The sequence below is a fragment of the Rhizobium phaseoli genome (assembly GCF_003985125.1).
GTDB classification, from domain to species: domain Bacteria; phylum Pseudomonadota; class Alphaproteobacteria; order Rhizobiales; family Rhizobiaceae; genus Rhizobium; species Rhizobium phaseoli.
The window spans coordinates 86,369-108,012 of record NZ_ML133572.1 but is presented as its reverse complement, the minus strand read 5'-3'; the positions used below and the strand labels follow the sequence as shown (position 1 = coordinate 108,012).

Below are 21,644 nucleotides of genomic sequence, written 5' to 3'. Positions count from 1 at the left end.
AGGGAGAATTCAGCCGAAGCTGGTCAGATAGGCTGCCGTCACCGAATGATCCGGATCGAGGCCATAAAGGATCGCATGCCGGTCAAGGCAGGTGCAGGGATGCGAGATGCCGAACTCGATGACGTCGCCGACGGCGACGTCGCTGTCATCGGCAAGCGTTAGGAAGGCATGCTGATCGTTGAGGCGGAAAACTCTGGCGCCGTCGAGATCGGCGAGGCGCGCGCCATTGCGATAAAGCGCCAGCGGCCGCGGCAAGTCCTGGTCCATCGCCACATCGCGCATGCCCATGCCCGAAATCGCAAGCCCTGGCTCCGGCCGCGACAGGACCTCGGCCCAGACCCTGAGCGCCGGACGGAAACCCGCCGCCGCGGAAACGATGTCGCCGCCGATGCGAAAGCCGCCGCGCGCATCGAGACCGGCAAGGCCGCGCTCATAGACGCCGTGATCGTGAAAGAAGATGGCGCCGCTTCGCAGCACGAGCCGGCAGGCGGGATCGGCCGCGACGGCAGCTGCAAGCCGCGCCACCACAATGTCGAAAAACACCGAACCGCCTGATGTGACGAGAAGCGGCCGCTCTCTTCCGATGCGGGCGCGGATCTTCGGCAGGAAATCTGATGTCATCGCCATCAGCGCGTCGATCCGATGCATCGTTTCTTCCGGATCGGCGGTCGCGGCCGCACCCTCATAGGCGGCGATACCGCTCAGCCGGAAGGCCGGCGTCTCCGCGGCCAGGATCGCGTCGAGAATTGCCACCGCGGTATCGGCGCTGCGGAGACCGGCGCGGCCGGCGCCGAATTCCACCAGCAGGCCGAGCGGCGGCAGGTCTCCGCGTTCCTGCCAGGCGGAGGCAAGCGCCTCGACCAGCGCCGTCGAATCCACGAAGACATGGACTTCCGCGTCGGGATAATCCGAAAGCAGCGCCGCAAGCCGGCGAGCGGCGGCAGTCCCGCCGATCTCGTTGGCGAGGATCAGGCGGCGCTGTCCGGCCTTGAGCAGCACGGCGGCCTGGCGGATGTCGGCAACCGTCGTGCCCCAGGCGCCCGCCGAAAGAAGCATGTCCGCCAGCGCCGTCGACATCGGCGTCTTGGCGTGCGGCGCAATCTCGGCGCTATTGCTCTTCACATAGGCCATCATCAGCTCGACGTTCCCGGCGAAGGCCTGCCGGTCGAGCGAGATCAGCGGCAGCGCCATTGTGCCGTCATAGGGCTTCCATCCCCGGGTTCCGATGGCCGCAAGCGGCAGCGGCGGATGGCCGGGCGGAAAGCCCCGCACCCGCTCGTCGATCAGGACGTTTTCGGTCGAAGTTTGAAGATCAGACATGGAGCCCTCTCCCGATCTCGGCCGGATCGGCCAAACCAAGGCGATAGGTGTCGTTGGCGGTGGCAAAAAACAGAGCGCGCTGCTCGTCGAGAGAGAGCTCGGCGGCGACCGTGCGGAACACCTGATAGACCTCGTCGAAAGAAGCATGCAGACCGGCGACCGGGAAGTCGCTGGCAAACATCGCACGTTCAGGGCGGAAACAAGCGAGGCAATGGTCGATCACCGGCCGCAGGCGTTCGGGCGTCCACGCGTGGTCATAGGCGACGAGGTCGGAAATCTTCAAGCGAATGTTCGGCTCTTTGCCGAGCGCCCGCAGTCCGCGGCGCCACAGGGCCATCCCGTCCTCCGTCCGGTCGATGGGGCTGCCGCCGTGGTTGAGGACGAAAAGCGTTTGCGGAAACGCCCGCACCAGATCGAGCGCCTCGTCCATCTGCCAGGGATAGAGCATCAGGTCGAAGACCAGCCCGAGCCGCGTGGCATGGGCAAGCCCAGCACGCCAGGCGGGATCGGCCATGCGATCCGGACGCGACGCAAAACGCTTCGCCGTATCGGGATGCCAGCTCAGAATATCGCGGATGCCGACGACGCTGGGATTTTCCACTTCCGCCTCGAGCAGGCGCGCGGCATCCGGACCGTCGAGCGGAACGCGGGCGACATAGCGGCGGGCCACGCCGGAACTGCGGTCGAGGCCGTCCAGCCAGCGGCTCTCTTCCAGCGGGTAGGCAACCGACCAGCCGGCCTCCACGTGCACCGTCGCAACGATGTTCTGTCGCGCGGCATCGGCGCGATAATCGTCGATGCCGTAATCACGCAAGATCGGCGCGAGACTGCCGACCGCCGCCTCCTCGCCAGTCTTCCGCGCCTTCTGAAGCCAGGGATGGCGCTGCAGGCTAAGGTCCCAGAGATGGTGGTGCGGGTCGATCACCGGCCCGTCATAGCGCTCGGTCATCGGCGCGCCTCGCGGCCGGAAACGAGCAGCAGGGCGAGGATCAGCGTGCCGAACATGATCGAGCGCCAGCCGGGCGAGGCGTTGACGACGGTGATCAGCGCCGTCGTGGTGACGAGCAGGATCGCCCCCGGGATGGTGCCGGCATAGGTGCCGCGGCCGCCGAGGATGGAGGTGCCGCCGAGCACGACGGCGGCGATCGAGGTCAGCAGATAGGGATCCCCGATGCCGACATAACCTTGCCGGTTCATACCGAGCACAAGAATGCCGGCAAGCCCGGCGAAGAAGCCGGACAGGGTATGGACGATCAGCGTATTGCCGGTGATGCTGACGCCGGAAAGCCGGGCGGCGAGCGGGTTGGCCCCGAGCGCCAGGAACCGGGCGCCGATCGGCATGCGGTGGACGAGCAGCAGGACGACGATTGAGACGCCGAGCCACAGAATGATGCCCGAGGGAATGCCGAGCGGCCGCGCCTGGCCGAGCAGGATGACGGCCGGATTGCTGACGGTGACGGCGCTGCCGCCGGCGACGATGACGAGCAGCCCCTGCAGGAAGGTCGCCATCGCAAGCGTCATGATGATCGGCGGCACGCGCAGATAGGCGGCACCCGCGCCGTTCATCAGGCCGATGCCGGTGGCGATGGCAAGGGCCGCCGCGATGCCGGCAAGGCCGGTCGGGTCCCAGGCCGGCGAGATCAGCGGCAGCAGGATCGCCGTGACTGTGATAACCGCGCCGACTGAAAGATCGATGCCGCCCATCAGAATGACGAGCGTCTGACCGGCCGCGACGATGCCGATCACCGCGGCGAGTTCAAGCAGGTAGCGCAGATGGCCATAGGCGCCGAAACCACGCAGCGTGAAGCTTGCGACGATCCAGACGAGCGCGACCAGAAGGAAGGTCAGCAGCGGCGGATTGCGAAACGCGGACCGGATGATGTTCATCGCCTTGCCCTCCAGCCCTTGAGAAGTTCCGGAACGGCGACCGCGCCGACAATGATCAACCCTTGCGCGACATATTGCGCGACCGGCGGAAAGCCGAGGAAGAACATCACGTTGATCATCACCGAGAGCAGCAGGCTGCCGCAGATCGCGCCGCGCATCGTGCCCTTGCCGCCGAGGAAGCCGACGCCGCCGAGCACGGCGGCGGCGATGGAGTTCAGCGTGAAGGGTGTGCCGATCACGGGATCACCCGAGCCGGTCTGCGCCGCGACGAAAAGGCCGGTCAGCGCCGCAAGCAGACCCGAGAGCGCGAAGGCTGCGACCTTCACCTGCTCGACCGGGACCCCGGAGCGGAAGGCGCCGACCGGGTTGTCGCCGGCTGCATAGATGCCGAGGCCAAGCGGCGTGGCCAGAAAGGCTTTCCAGAGCACGAGGATCACGACCAACAGCAGGAAGGCGACGGGCGTGTGGCCGGCAAGAACCGTCGACAGCCAATCGGGAATGAACCCACCCGGCCGCGGCAGCAGGATCAGCGCGATGCCGCTGATGATGAAGGAGCCGGCCAGCGTGACGATGATCGCCGGCAATCTCAGATGCGTCACGATGGCGCCGATGACGGCGCCGATCGAAAGGCCGGCGAGCGCGACAGCGACAATGCCGCCCGGCACACCGAGCACCCCTTGCATCGTCGTCGCCGCGATCACGGCGCCGAGGCTGACGAGCGGGCCGATCGCCAGGGTGATGCCGCCGTTCAGCATGAGCAGCGCCTGCGCCATGGTGACGAGCGCCAGCGGAAACCAGTTCTGCGTGAATTTGGAGAAGCCGCCGACGGACAGGATGCCGGGAAAGAGCACCGCATAAAGAATGAGAAAGCCGGCAACGACGAGATAGAGGCCGGCGAGGCCGCGGTTGCGGCGGAGCTGGATCGAACCGTAGAGCCGAGCGGACGAAATCGTGCTCATGCCGCCTCTCCCTGCGGCGTAGCCGCAATACCCATGGCCGCGCCGACAATCGCGCCTTCGCTGATCGCATCGCTCGACAGTGTTGCCGCGACCCGCCCCTCGCGCAGAACCACGACGCGGTCGCAGAGATGGACGAGCTCCGGCGTATCGGAACTGACGAGAATGACGAGCCGCCCCTCGGCGGCGAAGGCCCGCAGCATCAGGTAGATTTCCCGCTTGGTCTCGATGTCGACGCCGCGCGTCGGATCGTTGAGGAGCAGAATGGAAGGATCGAGCGGCAGCCACTTGGCCAGCGCCACCTTCTGCTGGTTGCCGCCGGAAAGCGCCTGCACCGGGCGAGCGGTATCGCCCTTGATCGTCAGGCGGCGGGCGAGATCGGCGACCAGGCCGCTTTCCGCCGTCAGGTCGCGCAGCCCATTGCGGGCGAGCCGTCCGAGCGAGGGCAGGATGAGATTGGCGGCGATCGCGTGAGGCAGCACCAGTCCCTCATGTTTGCGGTCGGCCGGCACATAGACGATGCCCGCCGCATTCGCCGCGCCGACACTTGCCGGCAGACCGGGATTTCCCGATACTTCCGCCCGGGCAGCAGACGCGGGAATCGCGCCATAGAGCCCGAGCAGCAGGTCTTCCTGCCCCTGTCCCACCAACCCGCCGATGCCGACGATCTCGCCGGCGCGGGCGGAGAAGCCGATATGGCGCACCATGCCGGCGGAAAAATCCTCGACGTCGATGCGTATCGCGCCGGGCTTGGCGGCGACACGCGGCGGGAACAGGTCGCCAGTCTCGCGACCGACCATCAGGCGGACCAGCCCCTCGCCATCGATGCCGGAGAGCGACTGGTCGGCCGTGACGCCGCCGTCTTTCAGCACCGTGACATGCGAGCAGAGCGCCTGCACCTCATTGAGGCGGTGGGAAATATAGAGAAGGGCGGTGCCGCGACCCTTGAGCGTTTCGATGAGGCGGGCAAGGATGCCGGCTTCATGGGCGGAGAGCGACGAGGTTGGTTCGTCCAGAATGAGCACGCGCGGCTTGCGGAACAGCGCCTTGGCGATCTCGACCATCTGACGGCGGCCAAGCGCCAGATCGGCGACCGGCATGTCGAGCGGTTCGGTGAGCCCGACCATATCGCAGACCTCTCGCACGCCGTGATGCAGCGCTGCGTAGTCGATCAGGCCGAACCGACGCGGAAAGGCGCCGGTTCCGATGTTTTCGGCAATCGACAGGCTGGCCGTCAGGCTCAGCTCCTGCTGAACCACGGCGATGCCAGCCGCGCGCGCTGCCGCCGGGCTAAAGCGCGCGACAGACTTGCCGTCGACAAGGATGGAGCCGCTGTCCGGCTGCAGGGCGCCGGACAGGAGATTGATCAGCGTCGACTTGCCGGCGCCGTTTTCACCGAGCAGGGCGTGAACCCTGCCCGGCAGAAGGGCGATGTCGACGCCCTTCAAAACGGGATTGCCGAAAAATCCCTTGAACACCTGCCGGGCTTCCAGCAGGGGCCTTTCTTCCGTCATGACGGCATCCCTCAATCCGGATTACTTGGTGGCAAGCAGCTTGTCGAAGAGCGCCTTGTCGTAATCCGAATAGATATAACCGTCAGCCGGGAACTTGTCGGCCCGGGCGAGGTAGCTGCCGATGGTGCTTTCGTCGATGACGGGCAGCGGCACCTTGACGAAGGCGGGAACATCCTTGCCTTGCAGCGCCTGCACAGCAGTATATACGGAAAGCGCGCCAAGCCAGTTCGGCTGCATGGTCGCCCAGCCCTTCAGGCCCTTCTCCTTCCACAGTTCCAGGAATTGCCGGGCATTTTCGCCGGTTGTCGGCACCTGGTCGCGGCCCTGGCGCTCGAAGGCGAGGACGGAGCCGGCCGACAGCGCGCCGCCGAGCGACAGCACGCCGTCGATCTCGGGATTGGCGAAGAGCAGACTGGTCATCGCTTCCTGAGCGGGCGCGACGTTATATTCGGTATTGGTCTCGGTGATCACCTGGAGGCCCGGATTGGCATCGAGGACCGGCTGGGCGCCCTTGCGGCGATCATCGCTGACCGAAATGCCGGCCGGGCCGTTCATGATGATGATCTTGCCCTTGCCGCCGAGCTGGCTGACCATCCACTTGGCAGCGGTCGCGCCCCATTCATTGGAATCGGTGTTGATCTTCGCTGTCACCTTGTCGGTGTTCACAAGGCTGTCGAAATTGACGACGGCGATGCCCTTGTCGCAGGCATCCGAAATGACGCGGTCGAGCGCGTTGGAGGAGCCGGCGATGACGACGATGGCATCGACATTGGCATCGATCATCGATTGGATATGCTGGATCTGCGTCTGGGCATTGCCCTGCGCGTCGGTGATCATCAGGTCCTTCACGAGGCCGGCCTTCTTCAGTTCATCCACCTCGGCTTTGATGGTGCCTTCGGTCTGCTTCATCCAGGTCGGCACCGAATAGATGTTCGCCCAGCCGATCGTGTAGGGCGCCTTCCGGTCGCCCTTGATGCAATTGGCGGCGGCCGAGGCCGTGCCCGTGGAAAAGACGAGGAGGGCCGCGGCAGCGGCAGCACCGGCGAGAAGGCGGCGGCGCAGTGAAGCGGAAATGCTGTTTTCAAAATTCTTCATGTCGATCCCCTTTTTTGTGCGGCAGCCTTGACGGCCTGCCATCTATGTCCAATATATTGTACATATGACCTTTATAACGGACGAGGCGATCTTATGCCGATTTTTCCACCTCGCAAGAGGGGTGAAAAAAATTTTCGTCTGCTGTGAAATCACGGAGGTCGGTTGACAGATGCGGCGGAGGATTTGAAAAGCTTGGCCGAACAGAAATTGGGATCGACAGCAATGGATGCAGTTCAGGACGAAGCAGCCGGCAAACGCGCCCGCGGGCTCGACCGCGCCTTCGAAATCCTCGATTTCCTGCGCCAGAAACGGCAGGCGCTGAAGCCGAACGAAATCGCAGCGCAGATCGGCGCGCCGCGCTCCTCGGTCTACGAGCTCGTCAACTTGCTACTGAGCAACGGCATTTTGGAATTCACCGGCGGCGAGGGACGGGTCTATCTCGGACGCAAACTCTATTTCCTCGGCGCCGCCTATGAAAATCATTTCGATTTCACCCGCGAATGCGAGGCGGCGTTGGAACAGCTTGCCGACGAGACACGGGAAACGGCGCAGTTCTGCATGCTGGATGGAAACAAATATACGGTCGTGCGTATGCGCGAGGGCGCGCGACCCTTCCGCATTTCGACGGATATCGGCCAGTCGGTGCCGATCCCGTGGACGGCGTCGGGCCGCTTGCTCGTCGCGCATCTATCCGATCAGGACATCCTGAATTTCATTCCGCCACAGGATTTCCGCCTGCCGGGCGGCGAATGGCTCGAGCCGCAAACCTTCCTCGCCGAGGTACGCCAGGCCGAGCGCGAAGGTCTCTTCACTTTCAACAGCATCGTCGACAGCTTCACCCATTGTTTTGCCGTGCCGGTGCGCGGCGAGGAAGGCCATGCTGCCGCAACGCTCTGCCTCGTCACGCCCCGTGACGACGGCATCGCCAACCGGGACCGCTACCTCGACTGCCTGAAGAAGGCGGCCGCTGGCCTGGAGCATGCCCCGGCCCGGCCAAGACGGGGCTGACGCCTTATATCAAGGCATATCTGTCGGCGCGGGCATTCGTCGGCAAGCCGGCGCGTCCGCAGGCGTCCAGCGACACCCGCTAAAACGCCACCGACCCGGCTCGCAAGGCCGCTCAGTGACCGAGCGCAAGACGCCATATTGCAGCCGGCGCTGATCTCCGATTTCCAGATTCACACTGATCCCGCAAAACTATTCACTCTTCTACCGCAATTTGGAAATGAAGTTTCTCTATAAAATCTATGGAGAACGTACTCTAACGTCCTGACAGCCAAACTGACCTCGGCCCCGAAACGACGGAGCCGTTGGCGGCAAACGGAGAGGACGCGAAATGACACGGAAAATCAGGCTTGGGGCATTTCTTCCTGGCGGTGGACAGCATGTTGCCTCCTGGCGCCATCCCGACCAGCCGGCCGACGGTGCCACCAGTTTCGAATTTCACAAAAGGCTTGCTTTGACAGCCGAACGCGGTCTCTTCGACGCCTATTTCCTGGCCGACGGCCTGGCTGTCGGTTTTGGCGGTGCGCGTGAAGGCGGCAACGCCCGCGTGGCCGGCTTCGAGCCCGTCACATTGTTCTCCGCGCTTGCGCCTCTGACCACCCATCTCGGCTTCATCGCGACGTCTTCGACCACCTATGAAGAGCCTTATACCACTGCCCGCAAGTTCGCTTCGCTCGACCTGATCTCGGACGGCCGCGCCGGCTGGAACGTCGTCACCACGACAGGTGACCTCACGGCGCAGAACTTCAACCGCGATACCCAGCTTCCGCATGCCGAGCGTTATCGCCGCGCCGCCGAGCACGTCGAGGTCGTCCGAAAACTCTGGGAAAGCTTCGAGGACGACGCCTTCATCCGCGACAAGGAGACCGGCGTGTTCTTCGACCCGTCGAAGCTGCACGACACCGACCATCGCGGCGAGCACTTCAGCGTGCGCGGCCCGCTCAACGTCTCGCGCTCGCCGCAGGGCCATCCCGTCATCGTACAGGCCGGCCAGTCCGAAGACGGGCGCGGGCTTGCCGCCGCGACGGCCGAAGTTATCTTCACCGCCCATCAGCACATCGAAACCGCCCAGGAATTCTATCGCGATATCAAGGCGCGCGCCCGCGGTCTCGGCCGCAATCCCGATCACATCCTCGTCATGCCCGGCGTCTCCGCCTTCGTCGGCAGGACCGAAGCCGAGGCGCGGGAGAAATATGATCGCCTGACCCCACTCATCGTCGAAGAGGACGGGATCGGCCTCCTCAACGGCCTGACCGGCGGCACGCTCGACCTGCACGGCTACGACCTCGACGGGCCACTGCCGCCGGCGCCGCCGACCGAAGGCATGAAGAGCCGCCAGGCGCTGATCCGTCAGATCGCCGACGAGAACAACTTCACCATCCGTCAGCTCTATCAGTGGATTGCATCCGCCCGCGGCCACTACACCATCGTCGGCACCTCCGAACAGATCGCCGACACGCTGCAGCAATGGTTCGAGAACGAAGCCGCCGACGGCTTCAACATTCTGCCGCCCTGGCTGCCGACGGCGCTTGACGACTTCGTCGATCTGGTCATTCCGGAACTGCAGCGCCGCGGCCTGTTCCGCACGGCCTATGAAGGCAAGACGCTCCGGGAAAACCTCGGCCTGCCTTTCCCGAGCAACCGATGGGCTGCGGAGCGCGCAGCTCTCCAGGCAGCAGAGTGAGGAGCGATCCATGGCTTATGAAATCAATCAGGTCCTCCCAAGAAGCTTCGGCCGCCTGAAGAGCAGCGAAAGCAACAGGCCCACATTCGCGTCGCATGTGCGCGGTGTGCTCGCATCGCTTCTGCCGCGCTATGGCCTGCTGATCGCTTTCCTCGCACTCTGGCAGGTTTCGAGCACCAGGGGCTGGATCAATCCGGCCATCTTCCCGCCCCTGAACGTGATCCTGTCGGCTCTCTGGACCAACCTTGCCAATGGCGCGCTGCTCGACGACATCGCCATCAGCCTGCAGCGATCCGGCACCGCCTTCGCCTTTGCCGTCGTGGTCGGGATTCCGCTCGGCCTGTTCATGGGCCAGTTTCGGGCCGTCGAGCAGGCGCTAGACCCGATCCTGCAGCTCTTCCGCCAGACCTCGGCACTGGCGCTCTATCCGGTCTTCATCCTGCTGCTCGGCCTCGGCGAAACATCGAAGATCTTCGTGATCTTCTGGGCGACGCTGTTCCCGGTGCTGCTCGCTACGATCGGCGGCGTCAAGGAGGTGGACCAGAAGCTCATCGAGATGGCGCGAACTTACGGCGCCGGATCGCTGACCGTTTTCCGCCGCGTCATCCTGCCGGCCTCCGTTCCCGCAATCTTCGTCGGCCTGCGCCTCTCGGCGACAACGGCACTTCTGCTGCTGATCGCCGCCGAGATGATCGGCGCCAACAAGGGCATCGGCTTCCAGGTCATGAACGCCCAGTACAATTTCCAGATCCCGCTGATGTTTGCGGCGATCCTGCTGCTCGCCTTCCTCGGCCTTGCCGCCAATGCCTTGCTGGTTCTGCTGCAGCGCCGCCTCTGCCGCTGGTCTCAGCCGAACGCCTGACCGCTTCCACCGATTTTCCTCTTCCCGAAAGGACCTCCCATGACCTTCCATCCCCGCAACCTTCTCCTGCCTGCCGTGATCGCTCTCGGTCTTGCCACCCCGGCCGCCGCCACCGACACGGTGAAGCTGCGCTATCTCGCGAGCCAGGGCGGCCTTGCCGCCCATGAACTCGCCGACGCACTCGGCTATTTCAAAGACACCGGCATTACGTTTGAGAATGTCGGCTATGCCCAGGGCGGCCCGGCCTCTCTCATCGCTCTTGCATCCGGGGACGTGGAGATCGGCAGCGCCGCCACCTCAGCTGTTTTGAATTCGATCATCGGCGGCAACGACTTCGTCGCCGCCTATCCATCGAACGGCATCAATGACGATGTGCAGTCGACCTTCTACGTGCTGGAAGACAGCCCGATCAAAAGCATCAAGGACATTGCCGGCAAGAGCATCGCCGTCAACACGCTCGGTGCCCACCTCGATTACACCATCCGCGAAGCCCTGCATTCCGTCGGACTGCCGAGCGACTCCGCCAACCAGGTCGTCGTTCCCGGGCCGCAGCTCGAGCAGGTGCTGCGCTCCAAGCAGGTCGATATCGCCGCCTTCGGCTACTGGCAGACGACCTTCGAAGGTGCGGCGCTGAAGAATGGCGGCCTGCGTGCGGTCTTCGACGATACCGACGTGCTCGGCGACATTGCCGGCGGCTTCGTGGTCCTGCGCCGCGATTTCATTCAGAAGCATCCCGAAGCCGCGAAGATCTTCGTCGAGCAGTCGGCCCGCGCCCTCGATTATGCCCGCGAGCATCCCGAGGAAACCAAGAAGATCCTGGCCAAGGCGCTCGGCGAGCGTGGCGAGAACCCTGATATCGCACAGTATTTCCGCGGCTACGGCGTACGTGCCGGCGGCCTGCCGGTTGAACGCGACATCCAGTTCTGGATCGACGTCCTGGTTCGCGAAGGCAAGCTGAAGCAGGGCCAGCTGGCGGCGAAGGACATCATCTTTGCGGCCGACGCCAAGCCGGCAAGCAACTGAGGAATTATGATGAGCGTCGCCCCAGACATCCGCCGCGGGGAGGTGACGATCCGTCACCTCTCGAAATCCTACAAGCTGAACGGCAGCCGCCTGCAGGTTCTGAAAGATATCAATCTCCACATCCGCTCCGGCGAGAGCCTTGCGATCGTCGGCGCCAGCGGTTCGGGCAAGACGACCCTGCTTAGGGTTCTGGCCGGTCTCGAAGATTCCGACACCGGTGATGTGCTCGTCGACGGCAAGGCGATCAGCGGCGTCGGCGCGGAACGCGCCGTCATCTTCCAGGAGCCGCGCCTTCTTCCCTGGCTGACAGTGCTCGACAACGTCGCCTTCGGGCTGGAAACGAGAGGGCTGTCGCGTGAACAGGCGAGGGCGCGTGCGCGTCACTACGTCAAGCTCGTCGGCCTGCAGCAGTTCGAGGCGGCCTATCCCCGGCAGCTGTCCGGCGGCATGGCACAGCGCGTCGGCATCGCCCGGGCGCTTGCCGTGCAGCCGGAAATCCTGCTGCTCGACGAACCGCTCGGCGCGCTCGATGCGATGACCAAGATCGGCATGCAGCAGGAGCTCGCCCGGATCTGGCGCGACGAGGATGTGACGACCATTCTCGTCACCCACGATCTCGAGGAGGCGATCTATCTCGCCGACCGGATCCTGATCCTGCCGCGCGAGAAGGGAGGCGAGCCGCGCCTGATCGACATCGATCTGCCGCGTCCGCGCGACCGCAGCGCACCGGAATTCGTCCGGCACCGCGAGGAGCTGCTCAACCTGTTCGGACTGCATTGAAGCCCGCAGACGCAAACGCGCGCCGCATGGGACCTGATCATGCGACGCGCGGCAGTTGCGGAAAGCGATACGGAGAACCGGCGCGCTACTGCAACCTACTCCTGGGCCCCGCGGCGAGGTAAGGCCGCCGGTCCAGCTCTGCGGACCTCAGGGAGCTTCGCAGTCGCAGAAGATCCTTGCGGGCGATCAGACCGCACAATCGCCCCGACGCCGGTTCGACGATCGGTATGCGGCCATTGTCCGTCGACAGCATCAGATCGGCGATAAAGGCGACGGTATCATCGGGGTGTCCCACAGGAACCGAAGCGTCCGTTACATTGTCTGCAAGCGTTTGGGCGGCAATGTCCGGTTTTCCTTGCCAAAGCAGGATATCGGCCCTCGATACGACGCCGGCCAACCTGCCCGCCGCGTCGATCACTGGATAGATCCGGTGCGTCTTCGCCCGTGAGGTGAACAAATCGCAGGCCTCGCCGATTGTCATGGTGACGGGAAGCGTGTCGACATCGCCGATCATGATATCCCTGGCTCGCGAGAGTTCGAAGGGATCGACACCATATTCGCGGGTGATGTGCTGCCCGCGGCGCGCGATCTTCTCGGTGAGGATCGAGCGGCGCAGCAGCAGTACCGTGACGGCATAGGCGACCACCGTTGCCGCGAGCAGGGGAACCAGCGTGCTGACGTCGCCGGTAATCTCCATCGCAAAGAAGGTGCCGGTGAGCGGGGCGCGCATGGTTCCGCCCATCATCGCCGCCATTCCGAGCAGCGCCCAGAAGCCGGGATCATTGCCAGGCATGACGATGCCGACCAGCCATCCGAGAGCGCCGCCGAAGATGAGAAGCGGAGCGAGCACGCCACCGGAGGTGCCCGACGAAAGCGCAAACAGCCAGATGATGGTCTTCACCAGCAGGATCGACAGAACTGCCGGCGCCAATAGCCGGTTGTTGAGCAGGCCGTCGATGATGTCATAGCCGACACCCATCGCCCGCGGCTCGATCAGGCCGCCGAGGCCGATGACGAGACCGCCGAGCATGGGCCACCACATCCAGTGGATCGGCAGCGCCTCGAACAGATCCTCGATCCGGTAGAGCAGCGTCGTCAGCAACCCCGATTGCAGCCCCGAAATGATGCCCATCGCCGCGCAGGCAAAAATCCCCCACCACGGCAGCGTCACCTGGAAATGCGTCGGGAACAGCGGGCCGACGCCGAAGAGCAGCGGGCGCCAGCAGATCGACACGCAGGCGGCGACCGCGACGGGAATGAAGCTGCGCGGTTTCCATTCGAACAGCAGCAGTTCGACCGCCAGCATGACCGCGGCGATCGGCGAGCCGAAGATCGCCGTCATACCGGCGGCGGCACCCGCGACGAGCAGCGTCTTGCGCTCGGCCGCACTCATGTGAAAGAACTGCGCAAACAGCGAGCCGATCGCTCCGCCGGTCATGATGATCGGCCCCTCGGCGCCGAACGGCCCGCCTGTTCCGATCGAGATTGCCGAAGACAGCGGCTTCAGCACGGCGACCTTCGGCGACATCCGGCTGCCGCCGATCAGGATCGCTTCGATCGCCTCGGGGATGCCGTGGCCGCGGATTTTTTCCGACCCGAAACGGGCCATCAGCCCGATGACGAGCCCGCCGAACGGCGGCACCAGCACCACCCAGACCGAGCGCGGTACGGCGGCCAGGGAAGCCGGCTCGATGCCGATCTCTCCGAACCAGACGACATTGGTCACGAGCGCGATCAGGCTGACGAGACACCAGGCTGCAAAGGCCCCTGACGTGCCGACGATGACGGCCATTCCGACCAGGAGGAGGACCCGCCTGTCGGTGGTAAAATCGCCGGCTTCGCGCCGGGAAAGACCGCCGGTGAAATCATGCGGCCGGTTGCTTGGTTGATGCTGCGCCATGGAAGCCTCTGCTACGCGAAAACGGGTCGGTTTGTGCAGCGTAATTATATCGTAATACGATATAAATCAATGGACGAATATGGGGAGGCGAAAATGTCTCGCCAGGTGCCTCACTTGACCTGCTTGCGGCTGCCCATCTATTCGAGATCGGCAACAGTGCGCGCAAGGATCGCTTCCTGCGAACCAAGCGGCAGAGGAGAACGAGTGTGAAGAAAACCCCGCCGCCGCTGAGACAGGAGGATTACGAGGCGCTGGCCGACCTCAGGTTCGCGCTTCGCCAGTTCATGGACTTCAGCGCCTCAGCCGCCCAGTCGGAAGGACTGCCCGTCCAGCAGCACCAGGCGCTGCTGGCGATCAAGGGACAACGCGGCGAAGCGATGACCATCGGCATGCTGGCCGAGCGGCTGATCATCGCGCCGCATACGGCAACCGAACTCGTCGGACGGCTGTCGGATGCAGGGCTGGTCGAGCGCCATGCCGATCCGGCCGACAGGCGCCGTCAGACGCTGCTGCTGACCGAGAAGGCCGACGAGCTTCTGACCAGGCTGAGCGCCGTCCATCTGTCGGAAATCAGGGTGATGGCGCCGAAGCTGATCGAGCTGCTGCTCGAGCTTCAGAAGACAGCGCCGAAAGCGGAGTAATTGGTTTCGTCGCCCGCAGGCGAGGCCACAGAAAGAGCTCAAGCGCTGCGGGAGCGCCGGCAGCTCCCTCTCGGACGATCAAGCTTCAACCTCAGCTTCGAAGCGTCTTACCCAGACGATGGATATGGGCAGCACCGATGCCGCAGCAGCCGCCGATGATCGTCGCGCCGGCTTCGGCCCAGGAGCAGGCAAAACGCGAATAGACGTCGTCATTCAGATCGTCGCGGGTCTCGTGCAGGCCTTCATTTGCGGCCGACTCGCCCTGTTCGCCTTCGAAGGCATTGGCATAGACGCCGATTTCGATACCGGCATCCATCTTGCGGAATGCTGCGGCTGCCGTCGCGACGGCCGCCTCCATCACTTCCGGTTTGCTGCAATTGAACAGGAAGGCTTCGGCGCCCGATGACGCCGCCCAGGACGCCGCATCCTCGACGCTTTCGCCGGAACGAAGCTTCGGCTCGCCGCTTTCGATATCCGCTCCGTCATCGGCCAGCGTGAAGGAAATCCAGAACGGTTTACCCGATTCCGCCACCGCCTGACGGACGGCCTCGCCCTCGGCGATCAGACTCAGCGTCTCGCCGAGCCATATGTCGACGAAAGGGGCGAGGTTTTCGACCAGCACCTTGAGGTAATCCTGCACCCGCTCAGGCTGAAAATTCTGCGGCTCGTAGGAGCCGAAGATCGGCGGCAGCGAACCGGCGACCAGCACCTTGCGACCAGGGACGGAATCGGCCGCCTCGCGCGCCAGGCGGCCGGCAAGACGGATCAGCGCTGCACCCTCCGTCTGAAACCGGTCCTCGCCGATGTGGAAAGGCACCAGCGCATAGCTGTTGGTCGTAATGATCTCAGAGCCGGCGGCGATGAATTCCTTATGCACCTCGCGCACGATTTCCGGCGAATTGATCAGCGCCAGCGCCGACCATTCCGGCTGTTTCAATTCGGCACCGAGCCGCAGCAGCTCGCGGCTCATGCCGCCATCGAGGATTCGTGTCGTGCTCATGAAGGGTCTCCATTCAGGCCGCCGCGCCGTTGCCGGCGGCGGGCTTTTCATAACAGGCGGGGCGAGGTGCGCGTCGATACGCGCAGGGGTTTATGGCTGGTCCCTTCTCTCGGCTAACGCCGCACCGGCACCTGCGCTTCGAGACCTCGAAAGACGCGGGCGATGACGGCGGTCAGGGCGAGATAGAAGAGGGTGACGACAAGCAGTGGTTCGTAGACGAGCAGCGTGTCCTGGCGAACCTTGTTGGCCACGGCATAGAGATCCATCACCGTCACCGTGAAGGCGAGGGGCGTCGCCTTCAGCTGCATGACGATCTCCCCGGCAATGGTCGGCAGGGCGATACGGATGGCGCGCGGCAGCCAGATGCGGCGGGTCAGCTTCCAGGGCGACAGGCCGAAGGCCCGCCCGGCTTCGAGCTCGCCCTTGGGAACGGCGAGCAGGGCGCCGCGCAGGACCTCTGCCTCGTAAGCCGCATAATTCAGCGTGAAGCTGACTGCGGCGAAGAAGAAGCCCTCGCGCAGGATCGGCCAGAACAGGCTTTGCCGGATGCCGGGGACCATCGGCAGCAGCGAGCCGACACCGTAATAGAGAAGCCACAGCTGGATCAGCAGCGGCGTGCCACGAAAGAAGGTGCAATAGCCGCGGGCCAGCAGCCGCGTCAGCCTGCCGCCGCTGACCTGCGCGAAGGCGAGGCCTATAGCAATGATGAAACCGAACACCACTGAGATGACCAGCAGCGCGACCGTCTGCCAGGCGCCGGTCAGAAGCAGCGGCCAATAGGAAGAGATCCAAGTGAAACTCATGGGGCGCGGCTCCTCAGGCGAGACGCGGCTGTCCCCGCCGCACCCGTCCCTCGATCAGCTTGAAAGCAACGTTGGAAATGAGTGTGATGGCGAGGTAGAGAAAGGCGGAAGCAAGGAAAAACACGAAGTAGTGTTTGGTGCTTGCCCCAGCGAGGCGGGTGGCGAGCGCCAGTTCCTGATAGCCGACGACCGCGACCAGCGCGCTGTCCTTGGTGACCGACATCCACAGATTGGCAAGCCCCGGCAGCGCGTTCGGCAAAAGCGCCGGCAGCAGGACGCGGCGGAACCGCAGTACGGGTCCCATGCCGAAGGCCTTGGCCGCTTCGATCTGGCCGGCGGGAATGGCGAGGATCGCGCCGCGTAGCACCTCGGTCATATAGGCGCCCTGCACGAAGCCGAGCACCGCGACCGCCGCAACAAAACCGTTCACATCGATCGGCGGCAGGTCCAATGCCGCCAGCAGCCGGTTGAGGCCGTCGGTGCCGGCATAATAGAGCCCGACGATCAGGATCAGCTCGGGAACGGCACGAATGACCGTGGTGTAGAGATCGAGCATGAGGCGGAGCGCGCGATTGCCCGAGAGCTTTCCAAGCGCGCCGCCCGTGCCGAGCAACAGGCCGACCGCGAAGGCGCAGGCCGAGATGGCGACCGTGGAGACCGCACCTGCCAAAAGAACGCCGCCCCATCCCGGAGGATAGGGGGACAGCAGGTCCAGAATGCCTTGTTGTGCGGTCGCCATCGCCGAGACTGCTTACTTCGCGCCGTAGATGTCGAAGTCGAAATATTTCTTGGTGATGGCGTCATACTGGCCGTTGGCGCGAACCGCAGCGATCGCCGCATTCAGCTTGGCTTTCAGCTCCGTGTCTTCCTTGCGCAACCCGCCCGAAACACCCGCTCCAAGGATTTCCTTGTCGTCGGCGACATCACCCATCTTGCCGCAGCAATCCTTGCCGCCGTCGCTCTTCAGGAAAGCGTCGAGCGCCAGCGAATCGCCGAAGACGTAGTCGATACGGCCGGAGGCCAGATCCTGGAAAGCCTCGTCGAGCGTCTGGTAGGTCTTCTCCTCGGCGGCGCCGGCGAAATACTTCTTGTAATATTCAGACTGGATCGTCGACACCTGGATGCCGATGGTCTTGCCCTTGACGTCCTCGGCGGTCGCACCCGGCTTCTGGTCCTTGGGACCGATCAGCGTGCTCGGCGTGTTGTAGTACTTGTCGGTGAAGTCGATTACCTTCGAGCGTTCCGCGGTGTTCGACATCGACGACCAGATCACGTCGAACTTCTTGCTCTGCAGCGCCGGAATGAGACCATCCCAGGAAATGTCCACGATCGAGCATTTCTCCTTCATCTCTGCACAGACGGCGTTCATCAGGTCGATTTCCCACCCGTGCCACTCACCCGAGGCGTCCTTGGCGAAGAAGGGCGGATAGGATTCATTCATGACGCCGAAGCGGACTTCGGCCTGTGCGGCGACCGCAGAAAGCGCAAGTGCCGCGCCGGCAAGGAGCGTGGGGAGCAGTTTCATTCGCAGGATTCTCCTGGTTCGTGTGTTGTCGATGATGGCTATGTGGATCAATGGGCACTGAGACGGGTAAACTCCCGGCAGCGGGTGCTGACCGGCGCCCCGAAAACTTGCTCCGGCGGCCCCTCCTCCTCGATCCGTCCCTGATGCAGGAAGAGGACGCGGCTCGACACATCCCGGGCGAAACGCATTTCATGCGTGACGATCAGCATGGTCCGGCCTTCCTCGGCGAGATCGCGGATGACCTTCAGGACCTCGCCGACCAGCTCCGGATCGAGCGCCGATGTCGGCTCGTCGAACAGCATGACGGCGGGATCGACGCAGAGCGCCCTCGCAATCGCCGCGCGCTGCTGCTGACCGCCGGAGAGAAAGGCGGGGTAGGTGTCGCGCTTGTCGAACAGCCCGACCTTGTGGAGCAAGGCTTCCGCCTTCTCGATCGCCTCGCGCTTTGAAATGCCCATGACATGCACCGGCGCCTCGATCACGTTTTCCAGCACGGTGCGATGGGCCCAGAGATTGAAACTCTGAAAGACCATGCCGAGCCCCGTCCGCAGCCGTTCGATCTGCCGCCAGCTCTGCGGCTGCAGCCGCCCGCCAAGACCGGCTTTCAGCGCGACTTCCTCGCCGTTGACGGCGATACGGCCGTGATCCGGGGTTTCCAGGAAATTGATGCATCGGAGAAAAGTGCTCTTGCCGGAGCCCGACGAGCCGATGATCGAGATCACATCCGACTTGTGGGCCTCCGTCGAGATACCCTTGAGAACCTGTTGCGAGCCGAAGCTTTTATGGAGATCTTCGACGCGAAGAGCAGGAAAGGGCTGATCCGACATGCATGGGTCCGGCTGAATTCAATCTGCGAAGGATAATGATAAAATAACGCGGTTTTTTCGCGCAATTTCCATCTCTTTTGCATATTATGAGCAAAATAATCTTTTCAACGCCGCGAATGCGGCGCAATGTTTGCTGCGGCAAGGATCGGACTGGACCATGGAGCAACTGGATCGTTTTGACCGGGACATTCTCGATATCGTGCAGCGCGATTGCCAGTTGAAAGCTGAAACGATCGCCGAACGAATCGGACTGTCGGTCTCCGCCGTGCAGCGGCGGTTGAAGCGGCTGCGCGAGGAAGGGATCATCAAGGCGGAGGTGGCCATACTCGATCGCAAGGCGACGGCGACATCGATGGTGTTCATCGTCGGAATGGAGATCGAGCGGGACAATTACGATGCGCTGGCGAAATTTCGCGTCTGGGCGGAAAAGCAGGATCATATCCAGCAGGTCTATTACGTCACCGGCGCGGTCGACCTGATCGCGATCGTCACCGCCCGTGACGTCGAGCATTATGACGACATTGCAGCCCTGATCATGGCCGACAATCCGCAGATCCGCCGCATGCATACCAATGTCGTGCTGCGCGACGTCAAGCTCGGCCTGTTCGTGCCGCTGGAATAGCGATCGCGCCGGCGCAAGCGGCTGGACTCATATCGGACAAAGGGCATAATTCCGGGCGCAGATCCTTGGGAGGAATGACCCTTGACGCTACGACACCAGATCATCGCATTGGCGATCGTCCCGCTGGTCATTTCGATCCTTGCGATCACCACCTTCATCACCTGGCAATCGGCAAACCTCGCCAAGAACAGCATCGATACGTTCGAGCAGAACATGCTGAAGACCAAGGAAGCCGAGATCCTCAATCTGACCAATCTTGCCCTCTCGGCCATCCAGACGATCTATGACAAGGCCGGGGCCGACGACGAGGCCGCCAAGCAGCAGGTGGCTGATATTCTGACCTCGCTCGACTACGGCAAGGACGGGTATTTCTTCGTCTATGATTACGACGGCAACAATATCGTCCATCCGCGCCAGAGTTTCCGGCATGGGCACAATTGGCTCGATCTCACCGACCCGGATGGCGACAAGGTCATCGCCGAACTGATCGCCACGGCCAAGGCGGGCGGCGGCCTGCACCAGTATAAATGGCAGAAGCCGTCAACCGGGCAGATCGCCGACAAGCTCTCCTTCGTCGTCAGCCTCGACAAATGGCACTGGGTCGTCGGCACCGGCGTCTATCTGGATGACGTCTTTGCCCAGAGTGCCGCCGCCAATGCGGTAACGCGCGCCAACATCAGACGGACCTTCGTCATCGTCGCGCTGATCGCCGTGCCTTCGGTGCTGGTCGTGTTCACCACCTGCATGCTGCTCACCTTCCATGAGCGCCGCATGGCCGACAGCCGCCTGAAGGAGTTGACGCAGCGGGTCATCGACACCCAGGAAGAAGAGCGCACGCGGCTGGCGCGCGAGCTGCACGACGGCATCTCCCAGACCCTTCTCGGCGTGCGTTATGCGATGGATCTCGCCGGCCGCAAGGTCAGGACCAATGTCGACGAGGCGGCGCTGACCATCGAGCGCGGCGTTGAGGCACTGAATGGGGCGATCAAGGAAATCCGCCTGCTCTCGCATGATCTGCGCCCGCGCGTGCTCGACGATCTTGGCCTGACGGCTGCGCTGGAGGCACTGTGTCATCACTTTGCCGAGCGGACGGGGATCGAGACGGAGATCGACGCCTCAGGCTTTACCGGCACGCTGAAGGCGGAAGCCAGCACCGCCCTTTATCGCGTCGCCCAGGAGGCCTTCAACAATGTCGAGCGGCATTCGGGCGCCTCGAAGCTCTCGGTCAAGCTCTGGAGCGACGGCGGCCGTGCCCGCATGACCATCTCCGACAACGGCAGCGGCTTCGATGGCGCCAGGGATGGCGCCTCCGGCGCCTCGGGCCTCGGCCTGCGCAACATGCAGGAGCGGATGGCGCACTTCCGGGGCCTGCTGCTGATCAACAGCAGCGAGGCCGGCACGACGCTGACGGCGATGATGCCGAGATCGGCCAATCTTGCCGCCGGCAAGCAGGCGGAAGCCGCATGACGGAACGCTCGAGAATCAGGGTGCTGCTGATCGACAACCATCCGCTGGTGCTGGACGGGCTGAAAGCCGTGCTCGAAACCTTCGATCATATCGAAGTCGCCGGCACCGCCGGGCTGGCGCAGACCGGGCTCGATATCGCCCGGCAGATCCAGCCGCAGGTGGTGCTGATGGACATCAACATGCCGAAGCTCAGCGGCATCGATGCGATCGAGCTGTTCAGGAGCGAACTTCCGCAGACCCGCGTCGTGATGCTCTCCATGCATGACAGCCGCGAGTATATCTCCTCCTCGGTGATGCGCGGCGCCGCCGGTTATGTTCTCAAAGACGTCTCCACAGAGGAGATCGTCGCGGCGATCGAAACCGTCGCGGATGGCGGCACCTATTTTTCCTCCGGCGTCTTCGACGCGCTGATGGGGGAACGGGCGGAGGAGGGGAGCGATCCCTTGACGCCGCGCGAGCGCGACACGCTCGGGCTGATCGTTGCCGGCCGGAGCAACCGCGAGATCGCCGAAGTGCTCGGGATAAGCGCTGCGACGGCGGAAACCCATCGCAAGAATCTCAAGAAGAAACTTGGCATCGCCACCACCGCAGGCCTGATCCGCTACGCGCTCGATCACGGCATCGCCTCGAAAATCGGCGCGAATTCGCACCTACCCACTTCTGGGTAGGCCCCGGTATTTCGGCACTGCGCCCATCTTGTGGGGATAAAACCGACGCCCTAGGACTCCATTCG

General features: G+C 63.7%; 21 protein-coding genes. 9 read left to right on the top strand and 12 right to left on the bottom strand.

Annotated features, from left to right (window positions below):
- Nucleotides 1-9: 9 nt before the first annotated feature.
- From EFD56_RS15700 to EFD56_RS15675, 6 genes are read right to left on the bottom strand one after another with little or no spacing between them, the layout of a single operon-like run.
- A complete protein-coding gene (locus EFD56_RS15700) occupies nucleotides 10-1,320 on the bottom strand; it encodes an alanine racemase (RefSeq protein WP_126905713.1) in 1,311 nt (436 codons plus the stop codon).
- Nucleotides 1,313-2,269, bottom strand: a complete 957-nt coding sequence (locus tag EFD56_RS15695; RefSeq protein ID WP_126905712.1) for an amidohydrolase family protein — start codon at nucleotides 2,267-2,269, stop codon at nucleotides 1,313-1,315. Before EFD56_RS15695 ends, EFD56_RS15700 begins: the two co-directional genes overlap by 8 nt.
- Nucleotides 2,266-3,207 (bottom strand): ABC transporter permease, encoded by a 942-nt coding sequence (locus EFD56_RS15690; protein ID WP_037146637.1) that lies wholly within the window; start codon nucleotides 3,205-3,207, stop codon nucleotides 2,266-2,268. Before EFD56_RS15690 ends, EFD56_RS15695 begins: the two co-directional genes overlap by 4 nt.
- Complete coding sequence (locus EFD56_RS15685) at nucleotides 3,204-4,166, bottom strand: ABC transporter permease (protein WP_126905711.1); 963 nt, start codon at nucleotides 4,164-4,166, stop codon at nucleotides 3,204-3,206. Before EFD56_RS15685 ends, EFD56_RS15690 begins: the two co-directional genes overlap by 4 nt.
- Complete coding sequence (locus EFD56_RS15680) at nucleotides 4,163-5,677, bottom strand: sugar ABC transporter ATP-binding protein (protein WP_126905710.1); 1,515 nt, start codon at nucleotides 5,675-5,677, stop codon at nucleotides 4,163-4,165. Before EFD56_RS15680 ends, EFD56_RS15685 begins: the two co-directional genes overlap by 4 nt.
- A 21-nt stretch (nucleotides 5,678-5,698) precedes the next feature.
- A complete protein-coding gene (locus EFD56_RS15675) occupies nucleotides 5,699-6,772 on the bottom strand; it encodes an ABC transporter substrate-binding protein (protein WP_126905709.1) in 1,074 nt (357 codons plus the stop codon).
- Nucleotides 6,773-6,994: 222 nt separating this feature from the next.
- Between EFD56_RS15675 and EFD56_RS15670 the strand changes: the two genes are divergently transcribed.
- The 5 genes from EFD56_RS15670 to EFD56_RS15650 all read left to right on the top strand — a co-directional run bounded on the left by EFD56_RS15670 (nucleotide 6,995) and on the right by EFD56_RS15650 (nucleotide 12,126).
- Complete coding sequence (locus EFD56_RS15670; RefSeq protein ID WP_004670822.1) at nucleotides 6,995-7,780, top strand: IclR family transcriptional regulator; 786 nt, start codon at nucleotides 6,995-6,997, stop codon at nucleotides 7,778-7,780.
- A gap of 328 nt (nucleotides 7,781-8,108) precedes the next feature.
- Nucleotides 8,109-9,461, top strand: coding sequence for an LLM class flavin-dependent oxidoreductase (locus EFD56_RS15665; protein WP_126905708.1), 1,353 nt, complete (start codon nucleotides 8,109-8,111; stop codon nucleotides 9,459-9,461).
- Nucleotides 9,462-9,471: 10 nt separating this feature from the next.
- On the top strand, nucleotides 9,472-10,323 hold the full coding sequence (locus EFD56_RS15660; protein WP_037146624.1) for an ABC transporter permease: 852 nt from the start codon (nucleotides 9,472-9,474) through the stop codon (nucleotides 10,321-10,323).
- Nucleotides 10,324-10,362: 39 nt separating this feature from the next.
- Complete coding sequence (locus EFD56_RS15655) at nucleotides 10,363-11,346, top strand: ABC transporter substrate-binding protein (protein ID WP_037146622.1); 984 nt, start codon at nucleotides 10,363-10,365, stop codon at nucleotides 11,344-11,346.
- Nucleotides 11,347-11,355: 9 nt separating this feature from the next.
- Nucleotides 11,356-12,126, top strand: a complete 771-nt coding sequence (locus EFD56_RS15650; RefSeq protein ID WP_064836746.1) for an ABC transporter ATP-binding protein — start codon at nucleotides 11,356-11,358, stop codon at nucleotides 12,124-12,126.
- 85 nt (nucleotides 12,127-12,211) lie between these two features.
- Here EFD56_RS15650 and EFD56_RS15645 read toward each other — a convergent pair whose 3' ends face one another.
- On the bottom strand, nucleotides 12,212-14,026 hold the full coding sequence (locus tag EFD56_RS15645) for a chloride channel protein (RefSeq protein WP_126905707.1): 1,815 nt from the start codon (nucleotides 14,024-14,026) through the stop codon (nucleotides 12,212-12,214).
- A 206-nt stretch (nucleotides 14,027-14,232) separates the two neighbouring features.
- On the opposite strand from EFD56_RS15645, the gene EFD56_RS15640 reads away from it, so the two are divergent.
- Nucleotides 14,233-14,667 (top strand): MarR family winged helix-turn-helix transcriptional regulator, encoded by a 435-nt coding sequence (locus EFD56_RS15640; RefSeq protein ID WP_016737028.1) that lies wholly within the window; start codon nucleotides 14,233-14,235, stop codon nucleotides 14,665-14,667.
- A 91-nt stretch (nucleotides 14,668-14,758) separates the two neighbouring features.
- On the opposite strand, the gene EFD56_RS15635 is transcribed toward EFD56_RS15640, so the two are convergent.
- The 5 genes from EFD56_RS15635 to EFD56_RS15615 all read right to left on the bottom strand — a co-directional run bounded on the left by EFD56_RS15635 (nucleotide 14,759) and on the right by EFD56_RS15615 (nucleotide 18,822).
- The gene (locus EFD56_RS15635) at nucleotides 14,759-15,667 is read right to left on the bottom strand and encodes a homocysteine S-methyltransferase family protein (RefSeq protein ID WP_085743836.1); all 909 of its coding nucleotides are present in this window, start codon (nucleotides 15,665-15,667) and stop codon (nucleotides 14,759-14,761) included.
- A 113-nt stretch (nucleotides 15,668-15,780) separates the two neighbouring features.
- Nucleotides 15,781-16,470 (bottom strand): ABC transporter permease, encoded by a 690-nt coding sequence (locus tag EFD56_RS15630; protein WP_020922876.1) that lies wholly within the window; start codon nucleotides 16,468-16,470, stop codon nucleotides 15,781-15,783.
- A gap of 13 nt (nucleotides 16,471-16,483) precedes the next feature.
- Nucleotides 16,484-17,209, bottom strand: a complete 726-nt coding sequence (locus EFD56_RS15625; RefSeq protein ID WP_064819680.1) for an ABC transporter permease — start codon at nucleotides 17,207-17,209, stop codon at nucleotides 16,484-16,486.
- Between the two features lie 12 nt (nucleotides 17,210-17,221).
- Complete coding sequence (locus EFD56_RS15620) at nucleotides 17,222-17,995, bottom strand: transporter substrate-binding domain-containing protein (RefSeq protein WP_064832008.1); 774 nt, start codon at nucleotides 17,993-17,995, stop codon at nucleotides 17,222-17,224.
- A gap of 47 nt (nucleotides 17,996-18,042) precedes the next feature.
- Entirely contained in the window at nucleotides 18,043-18,822 is a 780-nt protein-coding gene (locus EFD56_RS15615; protein WP_064832007.1) for an ABC transporter ATP-binding protein, read from the bottom strand.
- 157 nt (nucleotides 18,823-18,979) lie between these two features.
- On the opposite strand from EFD56_RS15615, the gene EFD56_RS15610 reads away from it, so the two are divergent.
- The 3 genes from EFD56_RS15610 to mctR all read left to right on the top strand — a co-directional run bounded on the left by EFD56_RS15610 (nucleotide 18,980) and on the right by mctR (nucleotide 21,579).
- Complete coding sequence (locus EFD56_RS15610; RefSeq protein ID WP_016737033.1) at nucleotides 18,980-19,444, top strand: Lrp/AsnC family transcriptional regulator; 465 nt, start codon at nucleotides 18,980-18,982, stop codon at nucleotides 19,442-19,444.
- 81 nt (nucleotides 19,445-19,525) lie between these two features.
- Entirely contained in the window at nucleotides 19,526-20,911 is a 1,386-nt protein-coding gene (mctS, locus tag EFD56_RS15605; protein ID WP_085743835.1) for a two-component system sensor histidine kinase MctS, read from the top strand.
- Entirely contained in the window at nucleotides 20,908-21,579 is a 672-nt protein-coding gene (gene mctR / locus EFD56_RS15600) for a two-component system response regulator MctR (RefSeq protein WP_085743834.1), read from the top strand. The genes mctS and mctR overlap by 4 nt, the downstream gene beginning before the upstream one ends.
- Nucleotides 21,580-21,644: the final 65 nt, after the last annotated feature.

Excerpts from the sequence above, each read along its gene's own strand:
- EFD56_RS15625 (WP_064819680.1), bottom strand. The coding sequence starts at position 17,209 with ATGGCGACCGCACAACAAGGCATTCTGGACCTGCTGTCCCCCTATCCT.
- EFD56_RS15695 (WP_126905712.1), bottom strand. The coding sequence starts at position 2,269 with ATGACCGAGCGCTATGACGGGCCGGTGATCGACCCGCACCACCATCTC.
- EFD56_RS15690 (WP_037146637.1), bottom strand. The coding sequence starts at position 3,207 with ATGAACATCATCCGGTCCGCGTTTCGCAATCCGCCGCTGCTGACCTTC.
- EFD56_RS15675 (WP_126905709.1), bottom strand. The coding sequence starts at position 6,772 with ATGAAGAATTTTGAAAACAGCATTTCCGCTTCACTGCGCCGCCGCCTT.
- EFD56_RS15620 (WP_064832008.1), bottom strand. The coding sequence starts at position 17,995 with ATGAAACTGCTCCCCACGCTCCTTGCCGGCGCGGCACTTGCGCTTTCT.
- EFD56_RS15635 (WP_085743836.1), bottom strand. The coding sequence starts at position 15,667 with ATGAGCACGACACGAATCCTCGATGGCGGCATGAGCCGCGAGCTGCTG.
- mctR (WP_085743834.1), top strand. The coding sequence starts at position 20,908 with ATGACGGAACGCTCGAGAATCAGGGTGCTGCTGATCGACAACCATCCG.
- EFD56_RS15630 (WP_020922876.1), bottom strand. The coding sequence starts at position 16,470 with ATGAGTTTCACTTGGATCTCTTCCTATTGGCCGCTGCTTCTGACCGGC.
- EFD56_RS15680 (WP_126905710.1), bottom strand. The coding sequence starts at position 5,677 with ATGACGGAAGAAAGGCCCCTGCTGGAAGCCCGGCAGGTGTTCAAGGGA.
- EFD56_RS15660 (WP_037146624.1), top strand. The coding sequence starts at position 9,472 with ATGGCTTATGAAATCAATCAGGTCCTCCCAAGAAGCTTCGGCCGCCTG.
- EFD56_RS15700 (WP_126905713.1), bottom strand. The coding sequence starts at position 1,320 with ATGTCTGATCTTCAAACTTCGACCGAAAACGTCCTGATCGACGAGCGG.
- EFD56_RS15645 (WP_126905707.1), bottom strand. The coding sequence starts at position 14,026 with ATGGCGCAGCATCAACCAAGCAACCGGCCGCATGATTTCACCGGCGGT.
- EFD56_RS15685 (WP_126905711.1), bottom strand. The coding sequence starts at position 4,166 with ATGAGCACGATTTCGTCCGCTCGGCTCTACGGTTCGATCCAGCTCCGC.
- EFD56_RS15610 (WP_016737033.1), top strand. The coding sequence starts at position 18,980 with ATGGAGCAACTGGATCGTTTTGACCGGGACATTCTCGATATCGTGCAG.
- EFD56_RS15615 (WP_064832007.1), bottom strand. The coding sequence starts at position 18,822 with ATGTCGGATCAGCCCTTTCCTGCTCTTCGCGTCGAAGATCTCCATAAA.
- EFD56_RS15670 (WP_004670822.1), top strand. The coding sequence starts at position 6,995 with ATGGATGCAGTTCAGGACGAAGCAGCCGGCAAACGCGCCCGCGGGCTC.
- EFD56_RS15665 (WP_126905708.1), top strand. The coding sequence starts at position 8,109 with ATGACACGGAAAATCAGGCTTGGGGCATTTCTTCCTGGCGGTGGACAG.
- EFD56_RS15650 (WP_064836746.1), top strand. The coding sequence starts at position 11,356 with ATGAGCGTCGCCCCAGACATCCGCCGCGGGGAGGTGACGATCCGTCAC.
- EFD56_RS15655 (WP_037146622.1), top strand. The coding sequence starts at position 10,363 with ATGACCTTCCATCCCCGCAACCTTCTCCTGCCTGCCGTGATCGCTCTC.